The organism is Micromonospora sp. 15K316 (assembly GCF_004348525.1).
GTDB lineage: Bacteria > Actinomycetota > Actinomycetes > Mycobacteriales > Micromonosporaceae > Micromonospora.
Window position 1 is genome coordinate 1 of record NZ_SMKG01000068.1, and the last position, 19,691, is coordinate 19,691.

Genomic DNA, 19,691 nt, shown 5'->3' on the forward strand with positions numbered 1-19,691 from the left:
GCGCGGGGGCGGTGCCGGGGTGGTGCGGAATCGGCGGGATAGAGTCGCTGTTTGACCGTTTGCGGCCGGCGGTGGCCGCGGCGTCGTGGCTTGGGGGTAGTGGGTGAGCGAGGCGCGTACGGCCGGGGGACGGCCCGACACCTCGGCGGGGACAGGCGTCGGCCAGCCGGCGGAGCCGGACACCACACTCGTGGTGGTCACCGGGCTGTCGGGTGGCGGACGCAGCACGGTGGCCCGGGCGCTGGAGAACGTCGGCTACTACGTGGTCGACAACCTTCCGCAGGCGCTCATGCTCGACATGGCCGAGCTCGCGTTCAAGGCGGGTGGCGCGGCCCGGCGGACGGCGATGGTGCTGGACGTACGATCTCGCGCGTTCTCCACCGACCTGGCGGGCGCGATCCGGGAACTGGGCGAGCGGGGCTTCGCGCCCCGGGTGGTCTTCGTCGACGCGGACGACGAGGTGCTGATCCGCCGGTTCGAGAGCGTCCGCCGTTCGCACCCGTTGCAGGGCGACGGGCGGTTGGCCGACGGCATCGCCGTCGAGCGGGGCCTGTTGGCGGAGGCCCGCGAGCAGGCGGACGTGATCATCGATACCAGCCACCTCAACGTCAACCAGCTGCGCCGGCGCATTGAGGAGCTCTTCGGCGGCGAGGACGCGCGCCGGCTGCGGGTCACCGTGCTCTCCTTCGGCTTCAAGTACGGTCTGCCGTCGGACGCGGACTTCGTGCTGGATGCCCGGTTCCTGCCGAACCCGTACTGGGTGCCGGAGTTGCGCGAGCACACCGGGCAGGAGGAGGCGGTCAGCGCGTACGTGTTGGGCCAGGAGGGGGCGGACGGGTTCGTGTCCACCTACGCCGACCTGGTCAACGCCACCACCCCGGGTTTCGAACGGGAGGGGAAGCGGTACCTGACCGTGGCGGTCGGCTGCACGGGCGGTAAGCACCGCAGCGTGGCGATCGCCGAGGAGCTGGCCGACCGGCTGCGGCGCGCCGGGCTCGCCGCCAACGCCCAGCACCGTGACCTGGGGCGGGAATGACGACGAGGGTGGTGGCGTTCGGCGGCGGCCACGGCCTCTCCGCCTCGTTGCGGGCGCTGCGCCGGTGCGCCCCGGAGCTGGATCTGGACATCACGGCCGTGGTGACGGTCGGCGACGACGGCGGTTCCAGCGGTCGGCTGCGCGCCGAGCGGGGCGGCCTGCCGCCCGGCGACCTGCGGCAGGCCCTGGTCGCGCTGGCCGGCGACCACCCGGCGACCCGGCGCAGCGCGGGGCTCTTCCAGCACCGCTTCGCCGAGGCGCCCGGAGTGGGCCCGGGCGACGGGCTGGCCGGGCACGCCGTCGGCAACCTGGTGCTGTGCGGGCTGATGGAGCTGCTCGGCGACCCGGTGGCGGCGCTGGAGCACGCCGGCGCGATGCTCGGCTCGGTGGGCCGGGTCCTGCCGATGTCCTGCCAACCGGTGGGCATCGAGGCGCGGGTGCGCGGCGCCGACCCGGAGCACCCCGACGACGTGCGGACGCTCATCGGCCAGCACCAGGTCGCGGTCACGACCGGGCGGGTGGAGGCCCTGCGGCTGACCCCGGGTGAGCCGGAGGCCTGCCCCGAGGCGGTCGAGGCGATCGGCGCGGCCGACTGGCTGATCTTCGGACCGGGCAGTTGGTACACGAGTGTGCTGCCGCATCTGCTGGTGCCGCGGCTGGCCGACGCGATCGTGTCCAGCCCCGCCCGCCGGCTGGTCACCCTCAACCTGGCCGCGGAGAAGGAGACGCTCGGCCTTTCCGTGGCGGATCACCTGGCCGCGCTGCGCTGGTACCTGCCGGAGCTGAAGGTGGATCACGTGCTGGCCGACGCCAAGGCGGTGGGTGACCCCGAACCGGTCGAACGTGCGGCAGAATCGCTGGGTGCCCGGCTGGTCCTCGCTCCCGTCGCCGTCACCGACGGCACTCCCCGCCATGATCCAGCGGCCCTGGGCGCCGCGCTGGTGCCTGTCCTGGGCGCCGATCGTTAGACACGTACGTAATCTCCGGCGACACGCCGGAACCGGTCCGTGAGGGGACGCACAATGGCGATGACGGCTGCGGTCAAGGACGAGCTGAGTCGGGTCGACGTGCCCAAACCCTGCTGTCGGCGGGCGGAGATGGCGGCCCTGCTGCGCTTCGCCGGCGGGCTGCACATCGTCTCCGGTCGCGTGGTGGTCGAGGCGGAGCTGGACACCGGTGCGGTGGCGCGCCGGCTGCGGCGGGAGATCGCCGAGGTCTACGGCTACCCGAGCGAGATCCACGTGCTCGCCTCGGGTGGCCTGCGCAAGGGCAGCCACTTCATCGTCCGGGTGGTGAAGGACGGCGAGGCGCTGGCCCGGCAGACCGGCCTGCTCGACGTGCGGGGCCGCCCGGTGCGCGGCCTGCCGCCGCACGTGGTCGCGGCCAACGTCTGCTGCGCCGTCTCCGCCTGGCGGGGGGCGTTCATGGCGCACGGATCGTTGACCGAGCCGGGCCGCTCCAGCGCTCTGGAGATCACCTGCCCCGGTCCGGAGTCGGCGCTCGCCCTGGTCGGTGCCGCCCGCCGGATCGGCATCACCGCGAAGAACCGCGAGGTGCGCGGGGTGGACCGGGTGGTGGTCAAGGACGGCGACGCGATCGCCGCGCTGCTCACCCGGATCGGCGCGCACTCCAGCGTGCTGGCGTGGGAGGAGCGCCGGGTGCGCCGCGAGGTACGGGCGACCGCCAACCGGCTGGCGAACTTCGACGACGCCAACCTGCGCCGTTCGGCGCGGGCCGCGGTGGCCGCCGCGGCGCGGGTGACCCGGGCGCTGGAGATCCTCGCCGACGACGCCCCGAACCACCTCACCTCGGCCGGCCAGCTGCGGCTGGAGCACCGCCAGGCCTCCCTGGAGGAGCTCGGCGCGCTCGCCGATCCGCCGCTGACGAAGGACGCCATCGCCGGGCGGATCCGCCGGCTGCTGGCGCTGGCCGACAAGCGGGCCCGCGACCTGGGCATCCCGGATACCGAAGCGGCCGTCACGCCCGACATGCTCGTGGTCTGATAGGACGGTGGCGGTCAGCGGAGGCGAGCGGGCCGGCAGGCCCGCCCTGCCATCCGCCGGGCTGCGCGGCGGGTCGGTAACGCGAGTCGGTCACCACCCGGCGCAGCACCCTGTCACGCGCTCGGATAGGGTCGCAACGTACGGCAAGGGGGCCGGTACCGGTGCTCCGCGCCGCGCGTACCGCCTCGGGCGGTCGGGTCCTCACAGACCGCGGCGGGGTGGCCGAGATGAACTGTCAACGGCCGGCTCCAACGGTCGGCGCACATCATTCCGCCGGCGACACGGTCTGCGACCGGCGGACCAGAACGCGAGGAGATGGGACCTGTGACCATCCGGGTTGGCATCAACGGCTTCGGTCGGATCGGCCGCAACTTCTTCCGGGCAGTGCTGGCGTCCGGCGCTGACATCGAGGTCGTGGCGGTGAACGACCTGACCGACAACGCGACGCTCGCCCACCTTGTCAAGTACGACAGCATCCTGGGCCGCCTCGGCCAGGAGGTCAAGGCGACCGCCGACGAGATCACCGTGGGCGGCAAGACCATCAAGGCGTACGCCGAGAAGGACCCGGCGAAGCTGCCGTGGGGCGAGGTCGGCGCCGACGTGGTCATCGAGTCCACCGGCTTCTTCACCGACGCCACCAAGGCGAAGGCACACATCGACGGCGGGGCCAAGAAGGTCATCATCTCCGCGCCGGCGAAGAACGAGGACGTCACGGTCGTCATGGGCGTCAACCACGACCAGTACGACCCGGCGAAGCACTCGATCATCTCGAACGCCTCCTGCACCACCAACTGCCTCGCCCCGATGGCGAAGGTGCTGCACGACACGTTCGGCATCCAGCAGGGTCTGATGACCACCATCCACGCGTACACGCAGGACCAGAACCTGCAGGACGCGCCGCACAAGGACCTGCGCCGGGCGCGGGCCGCCGCGCTGAACATCGTGCCGACCTCGACCGGCGCCGCCAAGGCGATCGGCCTGGTGCTGCCGGACCTCAAGGGCAAGCTGGACGGCTACGCGCTGCGGGTGCCGATCCCGACCGGCTCGGTCACCGACCTCACCGTCACGGTCGGCCGGGAGACCACCGTCGACGAGGTCAACGCCGCGCTCAAGGCCGCCTCGGAGGGCCCGCTCAAGGGCATCCTCAACTACAACGAGGACCCGATCGTCTCCACGGACATCGTCACCGACCCGGCGTCCTGCATCTTCGACGCGCCGCTCACCAAGGTGATCGGCAACCAGGTCAAGGTCGTCGGCTGGTACGACAACGAGTGGGGCTACTCGAACCGTCTGGTGGACCTGGTCAAGCTGGTCGGTAGCTCGCTGTGAGCATCCGAACCCTCGACGACCTGCTCGCCGAGGGGGTCTCGGGTCGGCGCGTGCTGGTGCGCGCCGACCTGAACGTCCCGCTCGACAAGCAGACCGGTGCCATCACGGACGACGGCCGGATCCGCGCCGTCCTGCCGACCCTGAGCGCGCTCACCGGGGCCGGCGCGAAGGTGACCGTCTGCTCGCACCTGGGCCGGCCGAAGGGCGCGCCGGACCCGCAGTTCAGCCTGCGGGCGGTCGCCGACCGGCTCGGTGAGCTGCTCGGCGCCCCGGTGCACTTCGCCACCGACACGGTCGGCGACTCGGCCCGCTCCACGGTCGAGGCGCTCGGCGACGGTGCGGTCGCCCTGCTGGAGAACCTGCGCTTCAACGCCGGCGAGACCAGCAAGGACGAGGCCGAGCGGACGTCCTTCGCCGACCAGCTCGCCGGGTTCGGTGAGGCGTACGTCGACGACGCGTTCGGCGCGGTGCACCGCAAGCACGCGAGCGTCTACGACGTGCCGGCCCGCCTGCCGCACTACGCCGGCCGGCTGGTGTTGCGCGAGGTGGAGGTCCTCTCCGCGCTCACCGGCGAGCCGGAGCGGCCGTACGTGGTGGTGCTCGGCGGCTCCAAGGTCTCCGACAAGCTGGCGGTGATCGAGGCCCTGCTGCCGAAGGTCGACCGGCTGCTGATCGGTGGCGGCATGTGCTTCACCTTCCTCAAGGCGCAGGGGCACGAGGTGGGCACCTCGCTGCTCGAGGCGGAGATGGTCGAGACCTGCCGCAACCTCATGGAGCGCGCGCCGGGCAAGATCATGCTCCCGGTCGACGTGGTGGCCGCCGACGCGTTCGCGCCGGACGCCACGCACGACACGGTTCGCGCCGACGGCATCCCGAGCCACCGGCTGGGCCTGGACATCGGGCCGGAGACCGTGGCCGGCTTCGCCGCCGCACTCAAGGGCGCGCGGACGATCTTCTGGAACGGCCCGATGGGTGTGTTCGAGATGGCGCCGTTCGCGCACGGCACCCGGGGCGTGGCCGAGGCGATCGCCGGTTCCGGGGCGTTCACCGTCGTCGGCGGTGGCGACTCGGCCGCGGCGGTGCGGGCGCTCGGGCTGGACGAGTCCTCGTTCGGTCACATCTCCACCGGCGGTGGGGCGTCCCTGGAGTACCTGGAGGGCAAGACCCTCCCCGGCATCGCTGCTCTGGAGAACTGATGGCGGGCCCCACCCGCCGGCCGCTGATGGCCGGCAACTGGAAGATGAACCTCAACCACCTCGAGGCGAACCTGCTCGTGCAGAAGCTGGCGGCGAGCCTCACCGAGAAGCAGCTCACCGACGTCGAGGTGGTGATCCTTCCGCCGTTCACCGATCTGCGTACCGTGCAGACCGCCGTGGAGGGCGACAAGCTGCTCATCGGTTACGGCGCGCAGGATCTGTCCCCGCACGCCTCGGGCGCGTACACCGGTGACATCTCCGGGCCGATGCTGGCGAAGCTCGGCTGCACGTACGTGGTGGTCGGGCACTCCGAGCGGCGGACCCACCACCACGAGAGCGACGCCATCTGCAACGCCAAGGTGAAGGCGGCGCTGACCCACGGGCTGACCCCGATCCTCTGCGTGGGGGAGGGGCTGGACGTCCGCGAGGCGGGGCGGCACGTCTCGCACTGCGCCGACCAGCTCGAGGGTGCGCTGAGCGGCGTGAGCGCCGAGCAGGTCACCAAGGTCGTCGTGGCGTACGAGCCGGTCTGGGCGATCGGCACCGGCAAGACCGCGACGCCGGAGGACGCTCAGGAGGTGTGCGGGGCGGTCCGCGAGCGGCTGGTCGAGATGTATGGCGGGGAGACCGCGCAGCAGGTCCGGATCCTCTACGGCGGCTCGGTCAAGGCGTCGAACGTCGCCGCGACCATGGCCCAGGCGGACGTGGACGGCGCGTTGGTGGGCGGGGCGAGCCTGGACGCCGAGGAATTCGCACAGATCTGCCGGTTCCCGGAGCACATCGCTCGCTGATCGCTCGCTATCCTTGATTCCGCCCGTCCGCCGGTCGGTGCCACCGTGCCCGACCTGTCCGGGCGAGGATCGCTACGAGAGGACTGACCCCAGCCATGCTGCCGACCTGGTTCGCATACACGTTGATCGTGTTGCTGATCATCACGAGCATCCTGCTCACCATGCTGATTCTGCTGCACCGAGGTAAGGGCGGTGGGCTCTCCAGCATGTTCGGCGGGGGTGTCAGCTCCAGCCTCGCCGGTTCCTCCGTGGCGGAGAAGAACCTCGACCGCTACACCGTCCTGGTGGGCATCGTCTGGTTCGCCTGCATCGTCGGGCTCGGCCTCTGGCTCCGCCTGCAGATGAGCAGCGGGGCCTGATCGGCCGGCTCGAGTCGTACAATCTGCGCGCGGTCCGTCACCCGACGGGCCGCGCGCGAATTTTTTGCTGCACCGCGTCGCCCGCCGTGCCCCCTCGCGGCGGTACCCCTCCGACGACAGGAGCGAGCAGCCGTGCCACATGGAAACGTGATCCGGGGTTCCCGGATCGGATCCGCCCCCGAGCGCCCGCCCGAGCGTTACGCGCCGGCCCCCCGCCGCGCGGTCGTCTACTGGTGCCGCAACGGTCACTGGATGGAGATCCTGATCGCCGCGGACGCCGTCGCGCCGCCACAGTGGGACTGTCGGCGCTGCGGCCAACCGGCCGGCCGGGACGCGGAGAACCCGCCCGGGCGGCAGCGCGCCGAGCCCTACAAGACGCATCTGGCGTACGTGAAGGAGCGGCGGACCGACGAGGAGGGCGCCGCGATCCTCGCCGAGGCCCTGGCCGCCCTGCACCGCCGCCGCGGCAGGTGACCGCCGCCCCTCTCGCCCGGAAACACGGAACGAGCGGCCGAACGGCCACTCGTTCCGTGCATGAGGCGTGCGGGGGAGCCGGTGTCAGCGCAGGCTGCGCAGGCGCGCCGGCACGTCGGCCGCGGCGGCGCGGTCCAGCAGCCAGAGGGTACGGCTGACGCCGCGTACGCCGGCCGCGGGCAGCTGCACCGGCCCGGCGCCGGCCAGGGCCATGCCGACGGCCCGCGCCTTGTCGGCGCCGCTGGCCACCAGCCAGACCTCCTCGGCGGTGTTGATCGTCGGCAGGGTGAGCGTGGTGCGCAACGGCGGCGGCTTGGGGCTGCCCCGCACCGCGCTGACCGGCCGGCTCTCGTAGTGCACCGGGTGCTCCGGGAAGACCGAGGCGACGTGCCCGTCCTCGCCGACGCCGAGCATCAGCACGTCGAAGTGGGGCAGCTCGGCGGTGCCGGGCCGGGCGGCCGCGGCCAGCTCGGCGGCGTACCGGGCGGCGGCCTCCTCCGGGTCGGGCCCGGCCGGGCCGTCGGACGCCGGCATCGGGTGCACCCGGGCCGGGTCCAGCGGCACCGCGTCGAGCAGCGCCGCCCGGGCCTGGGTCTCGTTGCGTTCCGGATCACCGGCGGGCAGGAACCGTTCGTCGCCCCACCAGACGTCGACCCGCGACCAGTCGACCGCGTCCCGCGCCGGCAGGGTCGCCACGGCCCGGTACACGGCCGCGGCGATCCGGCCGCCGGTCAGCACCACGGCCGCCTGGCCCCGTTCGGCCTGCGCGTCGAGCAGCTTCACCACGAAGCGTGCCGCCACCGCCTGCGCCAGCAACTCGGCGTCCGCGTGGACGGCGACACTCGCCTCACTCATCTTGTGCCTTTTTCGTTTCGAGCCGGCCGTCCGGCGGTCGGTACGTCGTTACCCGGGTGGGTACGGTCACGTCAGCTCTGGCTGGTGCCGGTGTGTGCGGTGACGCCCGCCTCCGCCCGCTGGGCGGTGGCCGGATCCTTCCACACGTGCACCCGGGTACCGGGGCGTTGCTCCAGCCCGGTGACGCCGGCGATGGTGCCGAGCGCCTCCGCGTAGACCTGGTCGGCGTCGAGCCGGCGCAGCTCCTCGGCCAGCTCGTCACCGAGCGGCCGGCGGACCAGCGGAAGCTGCCGGTCCTCCTGACCGGTACGCCGGAAGGTGGCGAGGCTGTCCTCCCGGGTCAACGTGAGCTGGTCGCCGTTGGCGCAGTGCAGCCGCACCTCCCGCAACCGGGGGAACTCGTCGGTGGACTCCAGGCGGGGGCTGATGCCGAGCCGGCTCCCCAGCCAGCCGCACATCAGCGCCGCGGTCGGGTCGTGCCGCGGAGCCACCAGGGTCGCCTCGGTGATCCTCGCCTCGGTCGTGTCGAAGACCCCCGCGACGAGCGTGCGCCACGGCGTGATGCGGGTCCAGGCCAGGTCGGTGTCGCCGGGGGCGTAGTCGAGGGCCCGCTTGCGCAGCGCCGCGATCGGATCCATGGCCTGCGCCGTGTCGGTGATCCGCCGGTCGGCCACCACCCCGAGGAAGTCGGTGGCGATCTCCTCCGGCGGCTCGCCGTGCCACCAGGTCACCACGGGCACGTCCGGCACGAGCAGCGGCATGACCACCGACTCGGCGTGCAGCGCGAGCCGGCCGTACATCCGCATGACCACGGCCTCGCAGGGGCCGAGCCGGCCGCCCACGACGATCTCCGCGTCGAGCCGGCTGCGGTCCCGCTCGATCTCGGAGCGGACCACCACCAGCAGCCGGCAGGGGTGGGCGGCGGCGGCGATGGTGGCCGCCGCCTCCGCCTCACGAACCCGTTTCTCGTCCACCACGACGATGAGCGTGAGCGCCATCCCGCTGGCCACGCCGCCCGCGCTGCGCCGTTCGGCGGCGAGCGCCTTGACCACCTCGTTGCCGGTGGTGTCCCACAGGCCGATCACTGAAGCCTCCCGCTCCGCCGGCTCGCGCCGTCGAGCGACGGCGCGAGCGCCCCGCCGCTGTGCCGAATGGTCCGTCCGCTCACGTCGGTCACGCCCGCCGCCAGGTGCGGCCCTCGCGGGCCACCATCTCGTCGGCGGCCCGGGGGCCCCACTCGCCGGCGCGGTACGGCTCCGGCTTGCTGCCCGCCCAGGCCCGCTCCAGCGGGTCGACGACCTGCCAGCTCTGCTCGACCTCGGCGGCGTCCGGGAAGAGCGTCCGGTCGCCGATGAGGACGTCCAGCACCAGCCGCTCGTACGCCTCCGGGCTGGACTCGGTGAACGCCTCGCCGTACTGGAAGTCCATCGCGATGTCGCGGACCTCCATGGCGGTGCCGGGCACCTTCGAGCCGAACTTCAGCACCACGCCCTCGTCGGGCTGGACCCGGATGACGAGCTGGTTGTTGCCGAGCGACTCGACGTCGGTCGGGTTGAACGGCAGGTGCGGCGCCTTCTTGAACATGATGGCCACCTCGGTGACCCGTCGGGGCAGTCGCTTGCCGGCCCGGATGTAGAAGGGCACCTCCGCCCAGCGCCGGTTCTGGATGCCCAGCCGGACCGCCACGTACGTCTCGGTGGTGGAGTCCTGTGGGACGCCCTCCTCCTCCAGGTAGCCGACGGCCCGTTCGCCGGCCACCCAGCCGGGCAGGTACTGGCCGCGGACGGTGCCCTCGGTGACGTCCTTCGGCAGGGTGATCGCCTTGAGCACCTTCAGCTTCTCGGTGCGGATCTCGTCCGGGTGGAAGCTGGTCGGCTCCTCCATCGCCACCAGGGCGAGCAGCTGGAGGAGGTGGTTCTGGAACACGTCGCGGGCCGCGCCGGCCGAGTCGTAGAAGCCGGCCCGGCTGCCGATGCCCACGTCCTCGGCCATGGTGATCTGCACCGAGTCGACGTACTTGGAGTTCCAGAGTGGCTCGAAGAGATTGTTGGCGAAGCGTAGGGCCAGGATGTTCTGGACCGTCTCCTTGCCGAGGTAGTGGTCGATCCGGAAGACGTCCTTGCTGGTGAAGACGTCGTCCACCAGGTCGTTGAGCGCCTTCGCCGACGGCAGGTCGTGCCCGAACGGCTTCTCCACGACGACCCGCCGCCAACCGCCGGACTTGGCGTTGTCGGCCATGCCGGTGCGGGCGAGCTGCTTGAGCACCACCGGGAAGGCCGCCGGGGGGATGCTGAAGTAGAACGCCGCGTTGCCGGGGATGCCGTGCGTCTCCCGCAGCTCGTCGAGCGTGCTGGCGAGCTGGTCGAAGGCCTCGTCGTCGTCGAACGACCCACCCACGAACTTGATGTTGCCGGCGAGTCGCGCCCAGACCTCGTCGCGCCAGGGCGTGCGGGCGTGCTTGCGGGCCGCCTCGCAGGCCAGGGTCTCGAAGTCGCCGTCACCCCAGTCGCGGCGGGCGAAGCCGAGCACCATGAAACCCGGGGGCAGCAGCCCCCGGTTGGCGAGGTCGTAGACCGCCGGCAGCAGTTTCTTCCGGGCCAGGTCGCCGGTGACCCCGAAGATCACCAGCGCGCACGGCTCGGGAATCCGCGGCAGCCGGCGGTCCTGCGGATCGCGCAGCGGGTTTCCGGCGCTCCTCCGCTCCGACTCTTCCACGTCGTCCATCCTCACGCCCGCAATCCCCGGGCCGCATCGAGCAGCTGGGCCACACCCGCGGACCGGTCGGTCAGGTGCAGGCGGAGCACCGGACGGTTCCGCCCGGCGAGCGCCTGCCGGTCCCCGGCGGCCTGGGCCGCCTGCAGCTCGCCGAAGGTGTACGGCTTGCCCGGTACCGGCAGGTCCTCGTCGACCGCGCCGGTCAGCTGGAGGTAGCTGCCGACCTGCGGGCCGCCCTTGTGGTACTGGCCGGTGGAGTGCAGGAAGCGCGGACCCCAGCCGAAGGTGACCGGTCGCCCGGAGGCTTCGGCCAGCAGCGGGCGCAGCCGGGCCGCGTCGGCGTCGGCGAACCGGTCGAGGTACGCCATCGCCGCGAGGTATCCGTCGTCGCCCAGCCCGTCGAGGAGCCAGCGCAGCACGCCGGCCAGGTCGCCCGGTGCGCCGGCCGGGGCGTACACCTCGATCGCGCCCTCGGTGAACGACGGCGTCTCCGCCGGCAACCCCTCGGCCAGGATCTTGTTGGTGTTCTCCTTGGACTCGGTGACGTTCGGCTGGTTGAACGGGTCGATGCCGAGCACGACGCCGGCCACCGCGGTGGCGTACTCCCAGGCGAGGAACTGCGCGCCGAGCGGACCGTTGACGGCCACGTCCGGGTCGCCCCCGCCGCCGGGCACCTCGCCCGCGGCCAGCGCGCCGCCGTAGCTCACGGAGAGCACGTCCGGGCCCTTGGCGCCGGCGCTCTGCGGGGACTCCACCACGACCGGCAGGATGCCGACCCCGGACTTGCCGGTGGACTCGGCGATCAGCTGCTCGGCCCAGTCGCCGAGCCCGTCGATGCCGGTGCCGTCGGAGACCAGCGCGACCTTGTCCCGGCCGTCGGTGGCGGCGGCGCCGAGCGCGGCGCCCAGTGCCAGGGCGGGATTGTCCTTGTCACCGGTGAGCGTGGCGGCCAGCGCGTCGGCCTGGTCGAGCAGTTCGGCCACCTCCACGCCGGCCAGCGCCGACGGGACCAGCCCGAACGCGGTGAGCGCCGAGTAGCGCCCGCCGACGTTGGGGTCGGCGAGCACGGTGAAGGCGCCCATCCCGGCGGCGATCTCCTCCAGCGGGGAACCCGGGTCGGTGACGATGACGAAGTGCCGTCCGGCCTCCGCCTCGGTCATTCCGGAGTCCAGGAACGCCTGCAGGTACGCCCGGCGGTGGCTGTCGGTCTCCACGGTCGAGCCGGACTTGCTGGCCACCACGACGACGGTGCGGTCGAGCCGGTCACCGAGGGCCGCGCGTACCTGACCGGGGTCGGTGGTGTCCAGCACGGTCAGCGGCCGGCCGAGCGTACGGGTGATCACCTCGGGGGCCAGCGACGAGCCGCCCATGCCGGCGAGCACCACGTGGTCGAGGTCGGCCAGCTCCGCCTTCAGCTCGGCGAGCTGAGGCAGCAGTTCCCGGCCGCGCAGGTGGGTGTCCACCCAACCGAGGCGGATCTTCGCCTCGGCCTCGGCGTCCGGGCCCCAGAGGGTCGGGTCCTTCGCGGCCAGCTTGGCCGGGACATCGGCGTTGACCAGCGCGTCGCGGGCCGAGGCCGGGGCGGCCTTGTCGACCGCCTCCGCCCCGTGCACGGTCAGTCCTGCGGCCGACTCGGCCGGGGTGGCCAACAGGTCGCTCATGCCGTCACCTCGCTGCGCTCGGTGCCGGCCTGAGGTATCCCCGCGCTGAACATGGTTCGCTCGCTGCGCTGGCTCACGCGTTGCCTCCTGCCTGCGCGGCCGCCTTGGCGTTGCCCTGCGCCGCCCGGCCCGGGGCGCCCCCGCCCTGCGCCGCCGACTCCAGCGACTTGCGTACGCCGTCGAGCAGCTCCAGCCAGCTCGCCTCGAACTTCTCGACGCCCTCGCGCTCCAGCACGTCGATCACCTCGGCCATGTTCACGCCGGCCGCCTCGAGGTCGGAGAAGGCCTTGCGGGCCGTGTCGTACTCGCCGGTGATGGTGTCGGCCTTGGTCTCGCCGTGGTCGGCGTACGCCTTGATCACCGACTCCGGCATGGTGTTGACGGTGCCGGGGGCGATCAGCTGCTCGACGTAGATGACGTCCCGGTAGTCCGGGTTCTTGGTCGAGGTGGAGGCCCAGAGCGGCCGCTGCGGGCGCGCCCCGGCGTCGGCCAGCGCCTGCCACCGGTCGGAGGAGAAGACCTCGCCGTAGCGCTCGTACGCCAGTTGGGCGTTGGCGACGGCGGCCTTGCCGCGCAGCGCCTTCGCGCTCTCCGAGCCGATCTTCTCGAGTCGCTTGTCCACCTCGGTGTCGACCCGGGAGACGAAGAACGAGGCCACCGACCCGATCTTGGACAGGTCGTGCCCGTTCGCCTTCGCCTGCTCCAGGCCGGCGAGGAAGGCCTCCATGACCTGCGAGTAGCGGTCCAGCCCGAAGATCAGCGTGACGTTCACGCTGATGCCCTCGGCCAGCGTCGCGGTGATCGCCGGCAGGCCGGCCTCGGTGGCCGGGATCTTGATGAAGAGGTTCGGCCGGTCGATCAGCCACCAGAGGGCCTTCGCCTCGGCGACCGTCTTCTCGCTGTCGTGCGCCAGCCGCGGGTCGACCTCGATGGAGACCCGGCCGTCGACGCCGTCGCTCTTGTCGTACGAGGGGCGCATCACGTCGCAGGCCCACCGCACGTCGTACGTGGTGAGCATGCGGACGGCCTCCTCGACCTCCACACCCCGGGCGGCGAGATCCCGCAACTGCCAGTTGTACTCGTTGGCGTCGCTCAACGCCTTCGCGAAGATCGTCGGGTTCGTGGTGACCCCGGCCACGTGCTTCTCCCGGCGCAGCTGGTCCAGTCCGCCGGAGGTCAGCCGAGTCCGGGAGAGATCGTCGAGCCAGATCGCCACGCCGGCGGAGCTGAGCTCGCCCAGTCTGTCCGTCATTTCGTCCACGCTCCCCTTCAGTTGCCGGTCGTGTAACCGGTGATGTCGCCCACCCGGGTCAGCGCCGCACGCGCGGCGGCCACGATCCGGTCGGGGGTGAACCCGAACTGCTCGAAAAGCACCGTGTGCGGCGCGCTGGCACCGTAGTGCTCCAGGCTCACGCTCTCGCCGCAGTCGCCGACGATGTGACGCCAGGACATCGCGATGCCCGCCTCCACGCTCACCCGTGCCTTTACCCCGCGCGGCAGGACCGACTCCCGGTAGGCCTCGTCCTGCTCGTCGAACCACTCCTGGCAGGGCATCGAGACGACCCGGGTCGGGGTGCCGTCGGCCTCCAGCCGCTCCCGGGCGGTGAGGCAGAGCTGCACCTCGGAGCCGGTGCCGACGATGATCACCTGCGGCTGGGCGTTGGACGCCTCGGCCAGCACGTACCCGCCGCGGGCCACGCCCTCGGCGCCGGCGAGCGTGCCGCGGTCCAGCGTCGGCAGCGCCTGCCGGCTCAGCGCGAGCGCGGTCGGCCGGTCGGTGTGCTCCAGGGCCGTCCGCCACGCCCACGCGGTCTCGTTGGCGTCCGCGGGGCGGACCACGTCCAGGCCGGGGATGGCCCGCAGCGCGGAGAGGTGCTCCACCGGCTGGTGGGTCGGTCCGTCCTCGCCGAGGCCGATCGAGTCGTGCGTCCAGACGTAGATCACCGGCAGCTTCATCAGCGCGGCGAGCCGTACCGAGGGGCGCATGTAGTCGCTGAAGACCAGGAAGGTGCCGCCGTAGGGCCGGGTGCCGCCGTGCAGGGTGATGCCGTTGAGGATCGCGCCCATGGCGTGCTCACGGATGCCGAAGTGCAGCGTGCGGCCGTACTCGTGACCCGGGAACGCCTTCGTGGCGTGCGAGGCCGGGATGAACGACGGCTCGCCCTTCATGGTGGTGTTGTTGCTCTCGGCCAGGTCGGCCGAGCCGCCCCAGAGCTCGGGCAGGACCGGAGCGAGCGCGTCCAGCACCTTGGCGGAGGCGGCCCGGGTCGCGATGCCCTTGGCGTCGGCGGGGAACTCCGGCAGCGCGTCCGTCCAGCCCGCCGGCAGGACCCGGCCGGCCAGCCGGTCGTAGAGCGCCTTGCCCTCCGGGTTGGCCTTCGCCCAGCTCCCGAAGGTGGTTGCCCACTGCTGCTGGGCCTGCTCGCCGCGGGTCAGCGCCTGGCGGGCGTGCGCGAGCACCTCCTCGTCGACGGCGAAGGTCTGCGCCGGGTCGAAGCCGAGGATCTTCTTGGTGGCAGCCACCTCGTCGGCGCCGAGCGCCGAGCCGTGGATCTTGCCGGTGTTCTGCTTGTTCGGCGCGGGCCAGCCGATGATGGTGCGCAGCGCGATGATCGAGGGGCGGCCGGTCTCCGCCTTGGCGGCGAGCAGCGCCCGGTGCAGCGCCTCGACGTCCTCGTGGTAGTCGCCCTGGTCGGCGTCGCCGCGGCGCCAGTCGACGGTCTGCACGTGCCAGCCGTACGCCTCGTAGCGCGCCGCCACGTCCTCGCTCTTGGCGATCCGGGTGTCGTCCTCGATGGAGATCTCGTTGTCGTCGTAGATGACGACGAGGTTGCCGAGCTGCTGGTGGCCGGCGAGGGAGCTGACCTCGTGGCTGATGCCCTCCTCGATGTCGCCGTCGGAGGCGATGCACCAGATGTGGTGGTCGAAGGGGGAGCTGCCCGCCTCGGTCTCCGGGTCGAAGAGGCCGCGCTCGCGCCGGGCGGCCATCGCCATGCCGACCGCGTTGCCCAGGCCCTGGCCGAGCGGGCCGGTGGTGGTCTCCACGCCGGGGGTGTGCCCGTGCTCCGGGTGACCCGGGGTGAGCGAGCCCCACTGGCGCAGCGACTTCAGGTCCTCGAGGTTCAGCGGGTAGCCGGAGAGGAAGAGCTGGATGTAGAGCGTCAGACTCGAGTGCCCGGCGGAGAGCACGAACCGGTCGCGCCCGGGCCACGTCGGGTCGGCCGGGTTGTGCCGCATCACCCGGTTGAAGAGGAGGTACGCCGCGGGCGCGAGGCTCATCGCGGTGCCGGGGTGGCCGTTGCCGGATTTCTCCACGGCGTCCATGGCCAACACACGTACGGTGTCGACGGCCCGGCGGTCGAGGTCGGACCAGTTGAGTTCGGTCTCGGATTGGTTGGCAGCCACGTTGGTTGTGCTCCTCGGCAGATGGGCGGAACCCTCATTGGTGACCCTATCGAGTCGTCCTAAACGTCCGCCCGGGGATCACTACATGGTCCTTGGTACTCCGCAGGGGGGATTCGTGGTAGGTCGGAACGTGTGACGGCCCGCACCGTTGCCGGGTCGGCCGGGCAGCCAAAACGACAGCGCGTAGTGTGTGGGGCGGTGTGGGGCCCGAATCGGGTCCGGCCGATCCGAATCTCCCGCTCCGACGCCGGAAGGTGGCAATCCGTGAGCATGATCACCGAGCGCCCCGTCAGCGACTCCGCCGGGCAGCCGCCCGTGCGGACGGTGGTGGAGGGCTCGGTGGCGCCGCGGCGGGACGTCCGGGCGGTCGTCCGGGCGTACGTGGCGCTGACCAAGCCGCGGATCGTCGAACTGCTGCTCGTGACCACGGTGCCGGCGATGATGCTCGCCGCCGACGGGTTGCCGTCGCTCTGGCTCGTCGCCGTGGTGCTGGTCGGCGGATCGCTCGCCGCCGGCGCGGCCAGCGTGATCAACTGTTACATCGACCGGGACATCGACCAGGTGATGCGGCGGACGAAGCGGCGGCCGCTGCCCGCGCACACGGTCTCGCCGCGCAGCGCTCTCATCTTCGGCCTCACGCTCGCCGTGGTCTCCGTCGCGCTGATGGCCGTCTTCACCAACCTGCTCGCCGCCGGGCTCACCCTGGCCGCGATCGTGTACTACGACCTGATCTACACGCTCTGGCTCAAGCGCACCACGGCGGCGAACACCTTCTGGGGTGGCGCGTGCGGGGCGGCTCCGGTGCTGATCGGCTGGGCCGCGGTCACCGGTTCGCTCGCCCCGGCCGCCTGGGCGCTCTTCGGGGTCGTCTTCTTCTGGCAGATGCCGCACTTCTACCCGCTGGCGATGAAGTACAAGGACGACTACGCCCGTGCCGGGATCCCGATGCTGCCGGTGGTGGCCTCCACCCGCCGGGTGAACGCCGAGATCCTGATCTTTACCTGGCTGACCGTGTTGACGTCGCTGGCGGTCTGGCCGCTCGGCATGAGCCTCGTCTACGGCCTGCCGACGCTGGTGGTGGGCGGCGTCCTCGTGGTCGAGGCGCACAAGCTGGCCCGGCGGGCGGCGAGCGGCCAGGCGGTCAAGCCGATGCGGCTCTTCCACTGGTCGACGACGTACCTGACCATCGTCTTCGCCGCTGTCGCGCTGGACGCGCTGCTCTGACGGCCGGTCGGCCCTGCGGGCCGGCGAGTGGCGGGAATGCACCGCAAAATCATCTTCATGGATGAGTTGTCCGTGTTTGGCGGCACATCACGCCCTCTGTCAGCATGAGTCGGACAGGCTCAACCTGAGCCCGATCCCGGATGCTTTGCCCCGGCGCTATGGCCCAGAAAGTCCTGAAAAATCAGGGCAAAGCACCTGTGGTGTTCCTTAAACGTCCGGGTAACAGGCATCACAAAAGGTTCACGGTTCTCGCCTGTACCGGTGGCAACCTGCATAGGCTTCGCGTCATGGCAGATGGTTCCGATACGACGCTGACGGCTGACCACAGCGATCAGGCCCCGAACGGCCTGGTAGCCGGGATCAAGTCGTTCGCCGCCGGACACGGCGGCGCGAAGGCGGTCATCGAGTACGTCGGCAAGCGCGGCGCGCGGATCGTCCTCGTCGGCGAGGACGGCGAATGGGGCGACCAGATGGCGACCGACACGGTCACCGCGCGCGAGGCGTGCGCCGAGGCGGGAGTCACCGTCGAGAACGCCTGGGAGCGGGAGTTGATGGACCAGATGCGGCCGAGCAACGACCTCTGGCGGTCGATGGCCCGACGCACGATGGCCCGTTGAGCACGAGTTGACCAACCACCACCAGCCGGCCCGGGGGAAACCCCGGGTCGCTCTCGTAACCTGTGGCGAACTCGCCGATCTGGATCCGGACGACCGGCTCGTGCTCGGCCCGTTGGCCGCCCGGGGGGTCACCGCCGAGCCCGTGGTCTGGGACGACCCGGCCGTCGAGTGGACGGCGTACGACCTGGCGGTGCTCCGCTCGCCCTGGGACTACGCGCCGCGCCGGGACGAGTTCGTGGCCTGGGCGCAGCGCGTACCGAACCTGGCGAACCCGGCCGACGTGGTGCGCTGGAACACCGACAAGCGCTACCTCGACGAGCTGTCGGCGGCCGGGGTCCCGACGGTCCCGACGGCGTGGGTCGGCCCGGGCGAGTCCTGGGAGCCGTCTGCCGACTCGGGCGAGTACGTGATCAAGCCCGCGGTCAGTGCGGGCAGTCAGGACACCGGCCGGTACGACCTGGCCGACCCGGAGCACCGCGAGCTCGCCGTGGCGCACGTGCGCCGGCTCTCGGCCGCCGGTCGGGTGACCATGGTCCAGCCGTACCTCGCCGCGGTCGACACCGCCGGTGAGACCGCGCTGCTCTTCCTGGCCGGCGAGCAGGGGCTCGAGTTCAGCCACGCCATCCGCAAGGGGCCGATGCTGACCGGACCCGACTTCGGGGTGGACGGGCTCTACCGGCCGGAGGAGATCACCGCTCGCACGGGCACCCTGGAGCAGCTCGCGGTGGCCAGGAAGACCCTCGCGACGGTGCCCGGCGGACCGGACCGGCTGCTCTACGCCCGGGTCGATCTGATCCCCGGCCCGGACGGGCAGTCGATCCTGGTCGAGCTGGAGCTCACCGAGCCCTCGCTCTTCCTGGCCCACGCCGCCGGCGCCGCCGACCGCCTCGCCGAGGCGATCCTCACCCGGCTGACCCGCGAAACCTGATCCCGCGGTCCGCCATTTCGGCAATCATGCAGTGGTGGCACCGCAGAGGAGGCACGGGCGTGGGCGCATCGCCCCCGCCCGCCCGGTCGACGACGCCGGGCCGGGCTCCGGCCGGTACGGCGACGGGTCAGGCGGCGACGGTCACCGGCTCGGCCGCCGGAGCGGGCGTCGGGGCGGTGGGCGCGGGCCGGCGTTCCCGGGTCGACCACTGCACGTGCAGCGTGGCCAGCAGGACCAGGCAGGAGCCGAACATGTGCGCGCCGACGAGGACGGCGGGCAGATGGGTGAAGTACTGCACGAAGCCGATCAGGCCCTGCCCGAGCTCGACCCCGACCAGCCAGAGCGCGGCCCGTGCCGCCGGCGCCGCACCGACCGCGCGGAACGCGAAGACCAGCGCCACCGAGAGGCCGAGCAGCAGGAACACGCTGTCGGCGTGCACCTGCGAGATCGACTCCGGGTCCAGCCCGTTGCGGGCCGCGCCCTGGTCGCCGGCGTGCGGGCCGCTGCCGGTCACCCAGGTGCCGATCACCAGCACCGCGACGCCCACGACAGTGGTGAGCCGGGCGAGCGCCCGCAGCGGCGCGGGCACCACGGTGACCACCGGCCCGTCCGGGTCGGCGGTGCGGCGCCAGAGGGCGTACGCGGCGGCGATCACCGCCATGGAGGCGAGGAAGTGCAGGCCGACCACCCACGGGTTCAGGTTGGTCAGCACGGTGATCCCACCGACCACCGCCTGGGCCGGGATGCCGAAGAAGACCGCGACGGAGAGCGGCAGCACGCCGCGCCGGCGCGGCCGGTGGGCCAGCGCCGCCAGCACGGTGGCGAAGGCGATGATGCCGACGGCGAACGTGAGCGTCCGGTTGCCGAACTCGATCACGCCGTGCACGCCCATCTCGTCCGTGGGGACGTACGAGCCGTCGGTGCAGCGCGGCCAGGTGGGGCAGCCGAGCCCGGAGGCGGTCAGTCGCACCGCCCCGCCGGTGACCACGATCCCGACGTTCGCGATGATCGAGGCGAACGCGAGCCGACGCAGCAGTGCCGCCGAGACCGGGAACCGGTCGAGCGGGCGGTGCAGCGCGGCGGGGACCGGGAACCGGA

At 72.2% G+C, this 19,691-nt stretch carries 18 protein-coding genes; 11 read left to right on the top strand and 7 right to left on the bottom strand.

Annotated features, from left to right (window positions below; translation table 11 throughout):
• Positions 1 to 190: 190 nt before the first annotated feature.
• From rapZ to E1211_RS15545, 8 genes are all read left to right on the top strand, one after another.
• Positions 191 to 1,036 (top strand): RNase adapter RapZ, encoded by an 846-nt coding sequence (gene rapZ / locus E1211_RS15510; RefSeq protein WP_132349682.1) that lies wholly within the window; start codon positions 191 to 193, stop codon positions 1,034 to 1,036.
• On the top strand, positions 1,033 to 2,004 hold the full coding sequence (gene yvcK / locus E1211_RS15515; RefSeq protein ID WP_132349638.1) for a uridine diphosphate-N-acetylglucosamine-binding protein YvcK: 972 nt from the start codon (positions 1,033 to 1,035) through the stop codon (positions 2,002 to 2,004). Before rapZ ends, yvcK begins: the two co-directional genes overlap by 4 nt.
• 54 nt (positions 2,005 to 2,058) lie before the next feature.
• Positions 2,059 to 3,039 carry a DNA-binding protein WhiA gene (gene whiA / locus E1211_RS15520; RefSeq protein WP_067304387.1) on the top strand — a complete coding sequence of 327 codons (981 nt, stop codon included), beginning with the start codon at positions 2,059 to 2,061 and terminating at the stop codon, positions 3,037 to 3,039.
• A gap of 324 nt (positions 3,040 to 3,363) precedes the next feature.
• Positions 3,364 to 4,368: a type I glyceraldehyde-3-phosphate dehydrogenase gene (gap, locus tag E1211_RS15525; protein WP_132349640.1), complete on the top strand. Its 1,005-nt coding sequence runs from the start codon at positions 3,364 to 3,366 to the stop codon at positions 4,366 to 4,368.
• Positions 4,365 to 5,564, top strand: coding sequence for a phosphoglycerate kinase (gene pgk, locus E1211_RS15530; protein WP_132349642.1), 1,200 nt, complete (start codon positions 4,365 to 4,367; stop codon positions 5,562 to 5,564). The genes gap and pgk overlap by 4 nt, the downstream gene beginning before the upstream one ends.
• Entirely contained in the window at positions 5,564 to 6,355 is a 792-nt protein-coding gene (tpiA, locus tag E1211_RS15535; RefSeq protein ID WP_132349644.1) for a triose-phosphate isomerase, read from the top strand. Before pgk ends, tpiA begins: the two co-directional genes overlap by 1 nt.
• Positions 6,356 to 6,453: 98 nt before the next feature.
• Entirely contained in the window at positions 6,454 to 6,714 is a 261-nt protein-coding gene (gene secG / locus E1211_RS15540) for a preprotein translocase subunit SecG (protein ID WP_076468253.1), read from the top strand.
• 132 nt (positions 6,715 to 6,846) lie between these two features.
• Positions 6,847 to 7,188 carry an RNA polymerase-binding protein RbpA gene (locus E1211_RS15545; protein WP_132349646.1) on the top strand — a complete coding sequence of 114 codons (342 nt, stop codon included), beginning with the start codon at positions 6,847 to 6,849 and terminating at the stop codon, positions 7,186 to 7,188.
• An 84-nt stretch (positions 7,189 to 7,272) separates the two neighbouring features.
• Here E1211_RS15545 and pgl read toward each other — a convergent pair whose 3' ends face one another.
• The 6 genes from pgl to tkt form a co-directional block, all read right to left on the bottom strand.
• Complete coding sequence (pgl, locus tag E1211_RS15550) at positions 7,273 to 8,043, bottom strand: 6-phosphogluconolactonase (protein ID WP_132349648.1); 771 nt, start codon at positions 8,041 to 8,043, stop codon at positions 7,273 to 7,275.
• Positions 8,044 to 8,114: 71 nt separating this feature from the next.
• Complete coding sequence (locus E1211_RS15555) at positions 8,115 to 9,128, bottom strand: glucose-6-phosphate dehydrogenase assembly protein OpcA (protein WP_132349650.1); 1,014 nt, start codon at positions 9,126 to 9,128, stop codon at positions 8,115 to 8,117.
• An 88-nt stretch (positions 9,129 to 9,216) separates the two neighbouring features.
• Positions 9,217 to 10,767, bottom strand: coding sequence for a glucose-6-phosphate dehydrogenase (gene zwf, locus E1211_RS15560; RefSeq protein WP_132349652.1), 1,551 nt, complete (start codon positions 10,765 to 10,767; stop codon positions 9,217 to 9,219).
• A 2-nt stretch (positions 10,768 to 10,769) separates the two neighbouring features.
• A complete protein-coding gene (locus E1211_RS15565; RefSeq protein WP_132349654.1) occupies positions 10,770 to 12,419 on the bottom strand; it encodes a glucose-6-phosphate isomerase in 1,650 nt (549 codons plus the stop codon).
• A 73-nt stretch (positions 12,420 to 12,492) separates the two neighbouring features.
• On the bottom strand, positions 12,493 to 13,671 hold the full coding sequence (tal, locus tag E1211_RS15570) for a transaldolase (protein WP_132349656.1): 1,179 nt from the start codon (positions 13,669 to 13,671) through the stop codon (positions 12,493 to 12,495).
• Between the two features lie 17 nt (positions 13,672 to 13,688).
• Positions 13,689 to 15,845 carry a transketolase gene (tkt, locus tag E1211_RS15575; protein ID WP_371686161.1) on the bottom strand — a complete coding sequence of 719 codons (2,157 nt, stop codon included), beginning with the start codon at positions 15,843 to 15,845 and terminating at the stop codon, positions 13,689 to 13,691.
• A 243-nt stretch (positions 15,846 to 16,088) separates the two neighbouring features.
• Between tkt and E1211_RS15580 the strand changes: the two genes are divergently transcribed.
• From E1211_RS15580 to E1211_RS15590, 3 genes are all read left to right on the top strand, one after another.
• Positions 16,089 to 17,048 carry a heme o synthase gene (locus E1211_RS15580; protein WP_132349659.1) on the top strand — a complete coding sequence of 320 codons (960 nt, stop codon included), beginning with the start codon at positions 16,089 to 16,091 and terminating at the stop codon, positions 17,046 to 17,048.
• 287 nt (positions 17,049 to 17,335) lie between these two features.
• Positions 17,336 to 17,665 carry a hypothetical protein gene (locus E1211_RS15585; RefSeq protein ID WP_132349661.1) on the top strand — a complete coding sequence of 110 codons (330 nt, stop codon included), beginning with the start codon at positions 17,336 to 17,338 and terminating at the stop codon, positions 17,663 to 17,665.
• Between the two features lie 7 nt (positions 17,666 to 17,672).
• A complete protein-coding gene (locus E1211_RS15590) occupies positions 17,673 to 18,593 on the top strand; it encodes a RimK family alpha-L-glutamate ligase (RefSeq protein ID WP_132349663.1) in 921 nt (306 codons plus the stop codon).
• 127 nt (positions 18,594 to 18,720) lie between these two features.
• Here E1211_RS15590 and E1211_RS15595 read toward each other — a convergent pair whose 3' ends face one another.
• Positions 18,721 to 19,668: a heme A synthase gene (locus tag E1211_RS15595; RefSeq protein WP_132349684.1), complete on the bottom strand. Its 948-nt coding sequence runs from the start codon at positions 19,666 to 19,668 to the stop codon at positions 18,721 to 18,723.
• Positions 19,669 to 19,691: the final 23 nt, after the last annotated feature.

Coding starts and splice junctions, on each gene's coding strand:
- tpiA (WP_132349644.1), top strand. CDS start 5,564: ATGGCGGGCCCCACCCGCCGGCCGCTGATGGCCGGCAACTGGAAGATG.
- tal (WP_132349656.1), bottom strand. CDS start 13,671: ATGACGGACAGACTGGGCGAGCTCAGCTCCGCCGGCGTGGCGATCTGG.
- E1211_RS15565 (WP_132349654.1), bottom strand. CDS start 12,419: ATGAGCGACCTGTTGGCCACCCCGGCCGAGTCGGCCGCAGGACTGACC.
- whiA (WP_067304387.1), top strand. CDS start 2,059: ATGGCGATGACGGCTGCGGTCAAGGACGAGCTGAGTCGGGTCGACGTG.
- pgl (WP_132349648.1), bottom strand. CDS start 8,043: ATGAGTGAGGCGAGTGTCGCCGTCCACGCGGACGCCGAGTTGCTGGCG.
- yvcK (WP_132349638.1), top strand. CDS start 1,033: ATGACGACGAGGGTGGTGGCGTTCGGCGGCGGCCACGGCCTCTCCGCC.
- zwf (WP_132349652.1), bottom strand. CDS start 10,767: ATGGACGACGTGGAAGAGTCGGAGCGGAGGAGCGCCGGAAACCCGCTG.
- E1211_RS15585 (WP_132349661.1), top strand. CDS start 17,336: ATGGCAGATGGTTCCGATACGACGCTGACGGCTGACCACAGCGATCAG.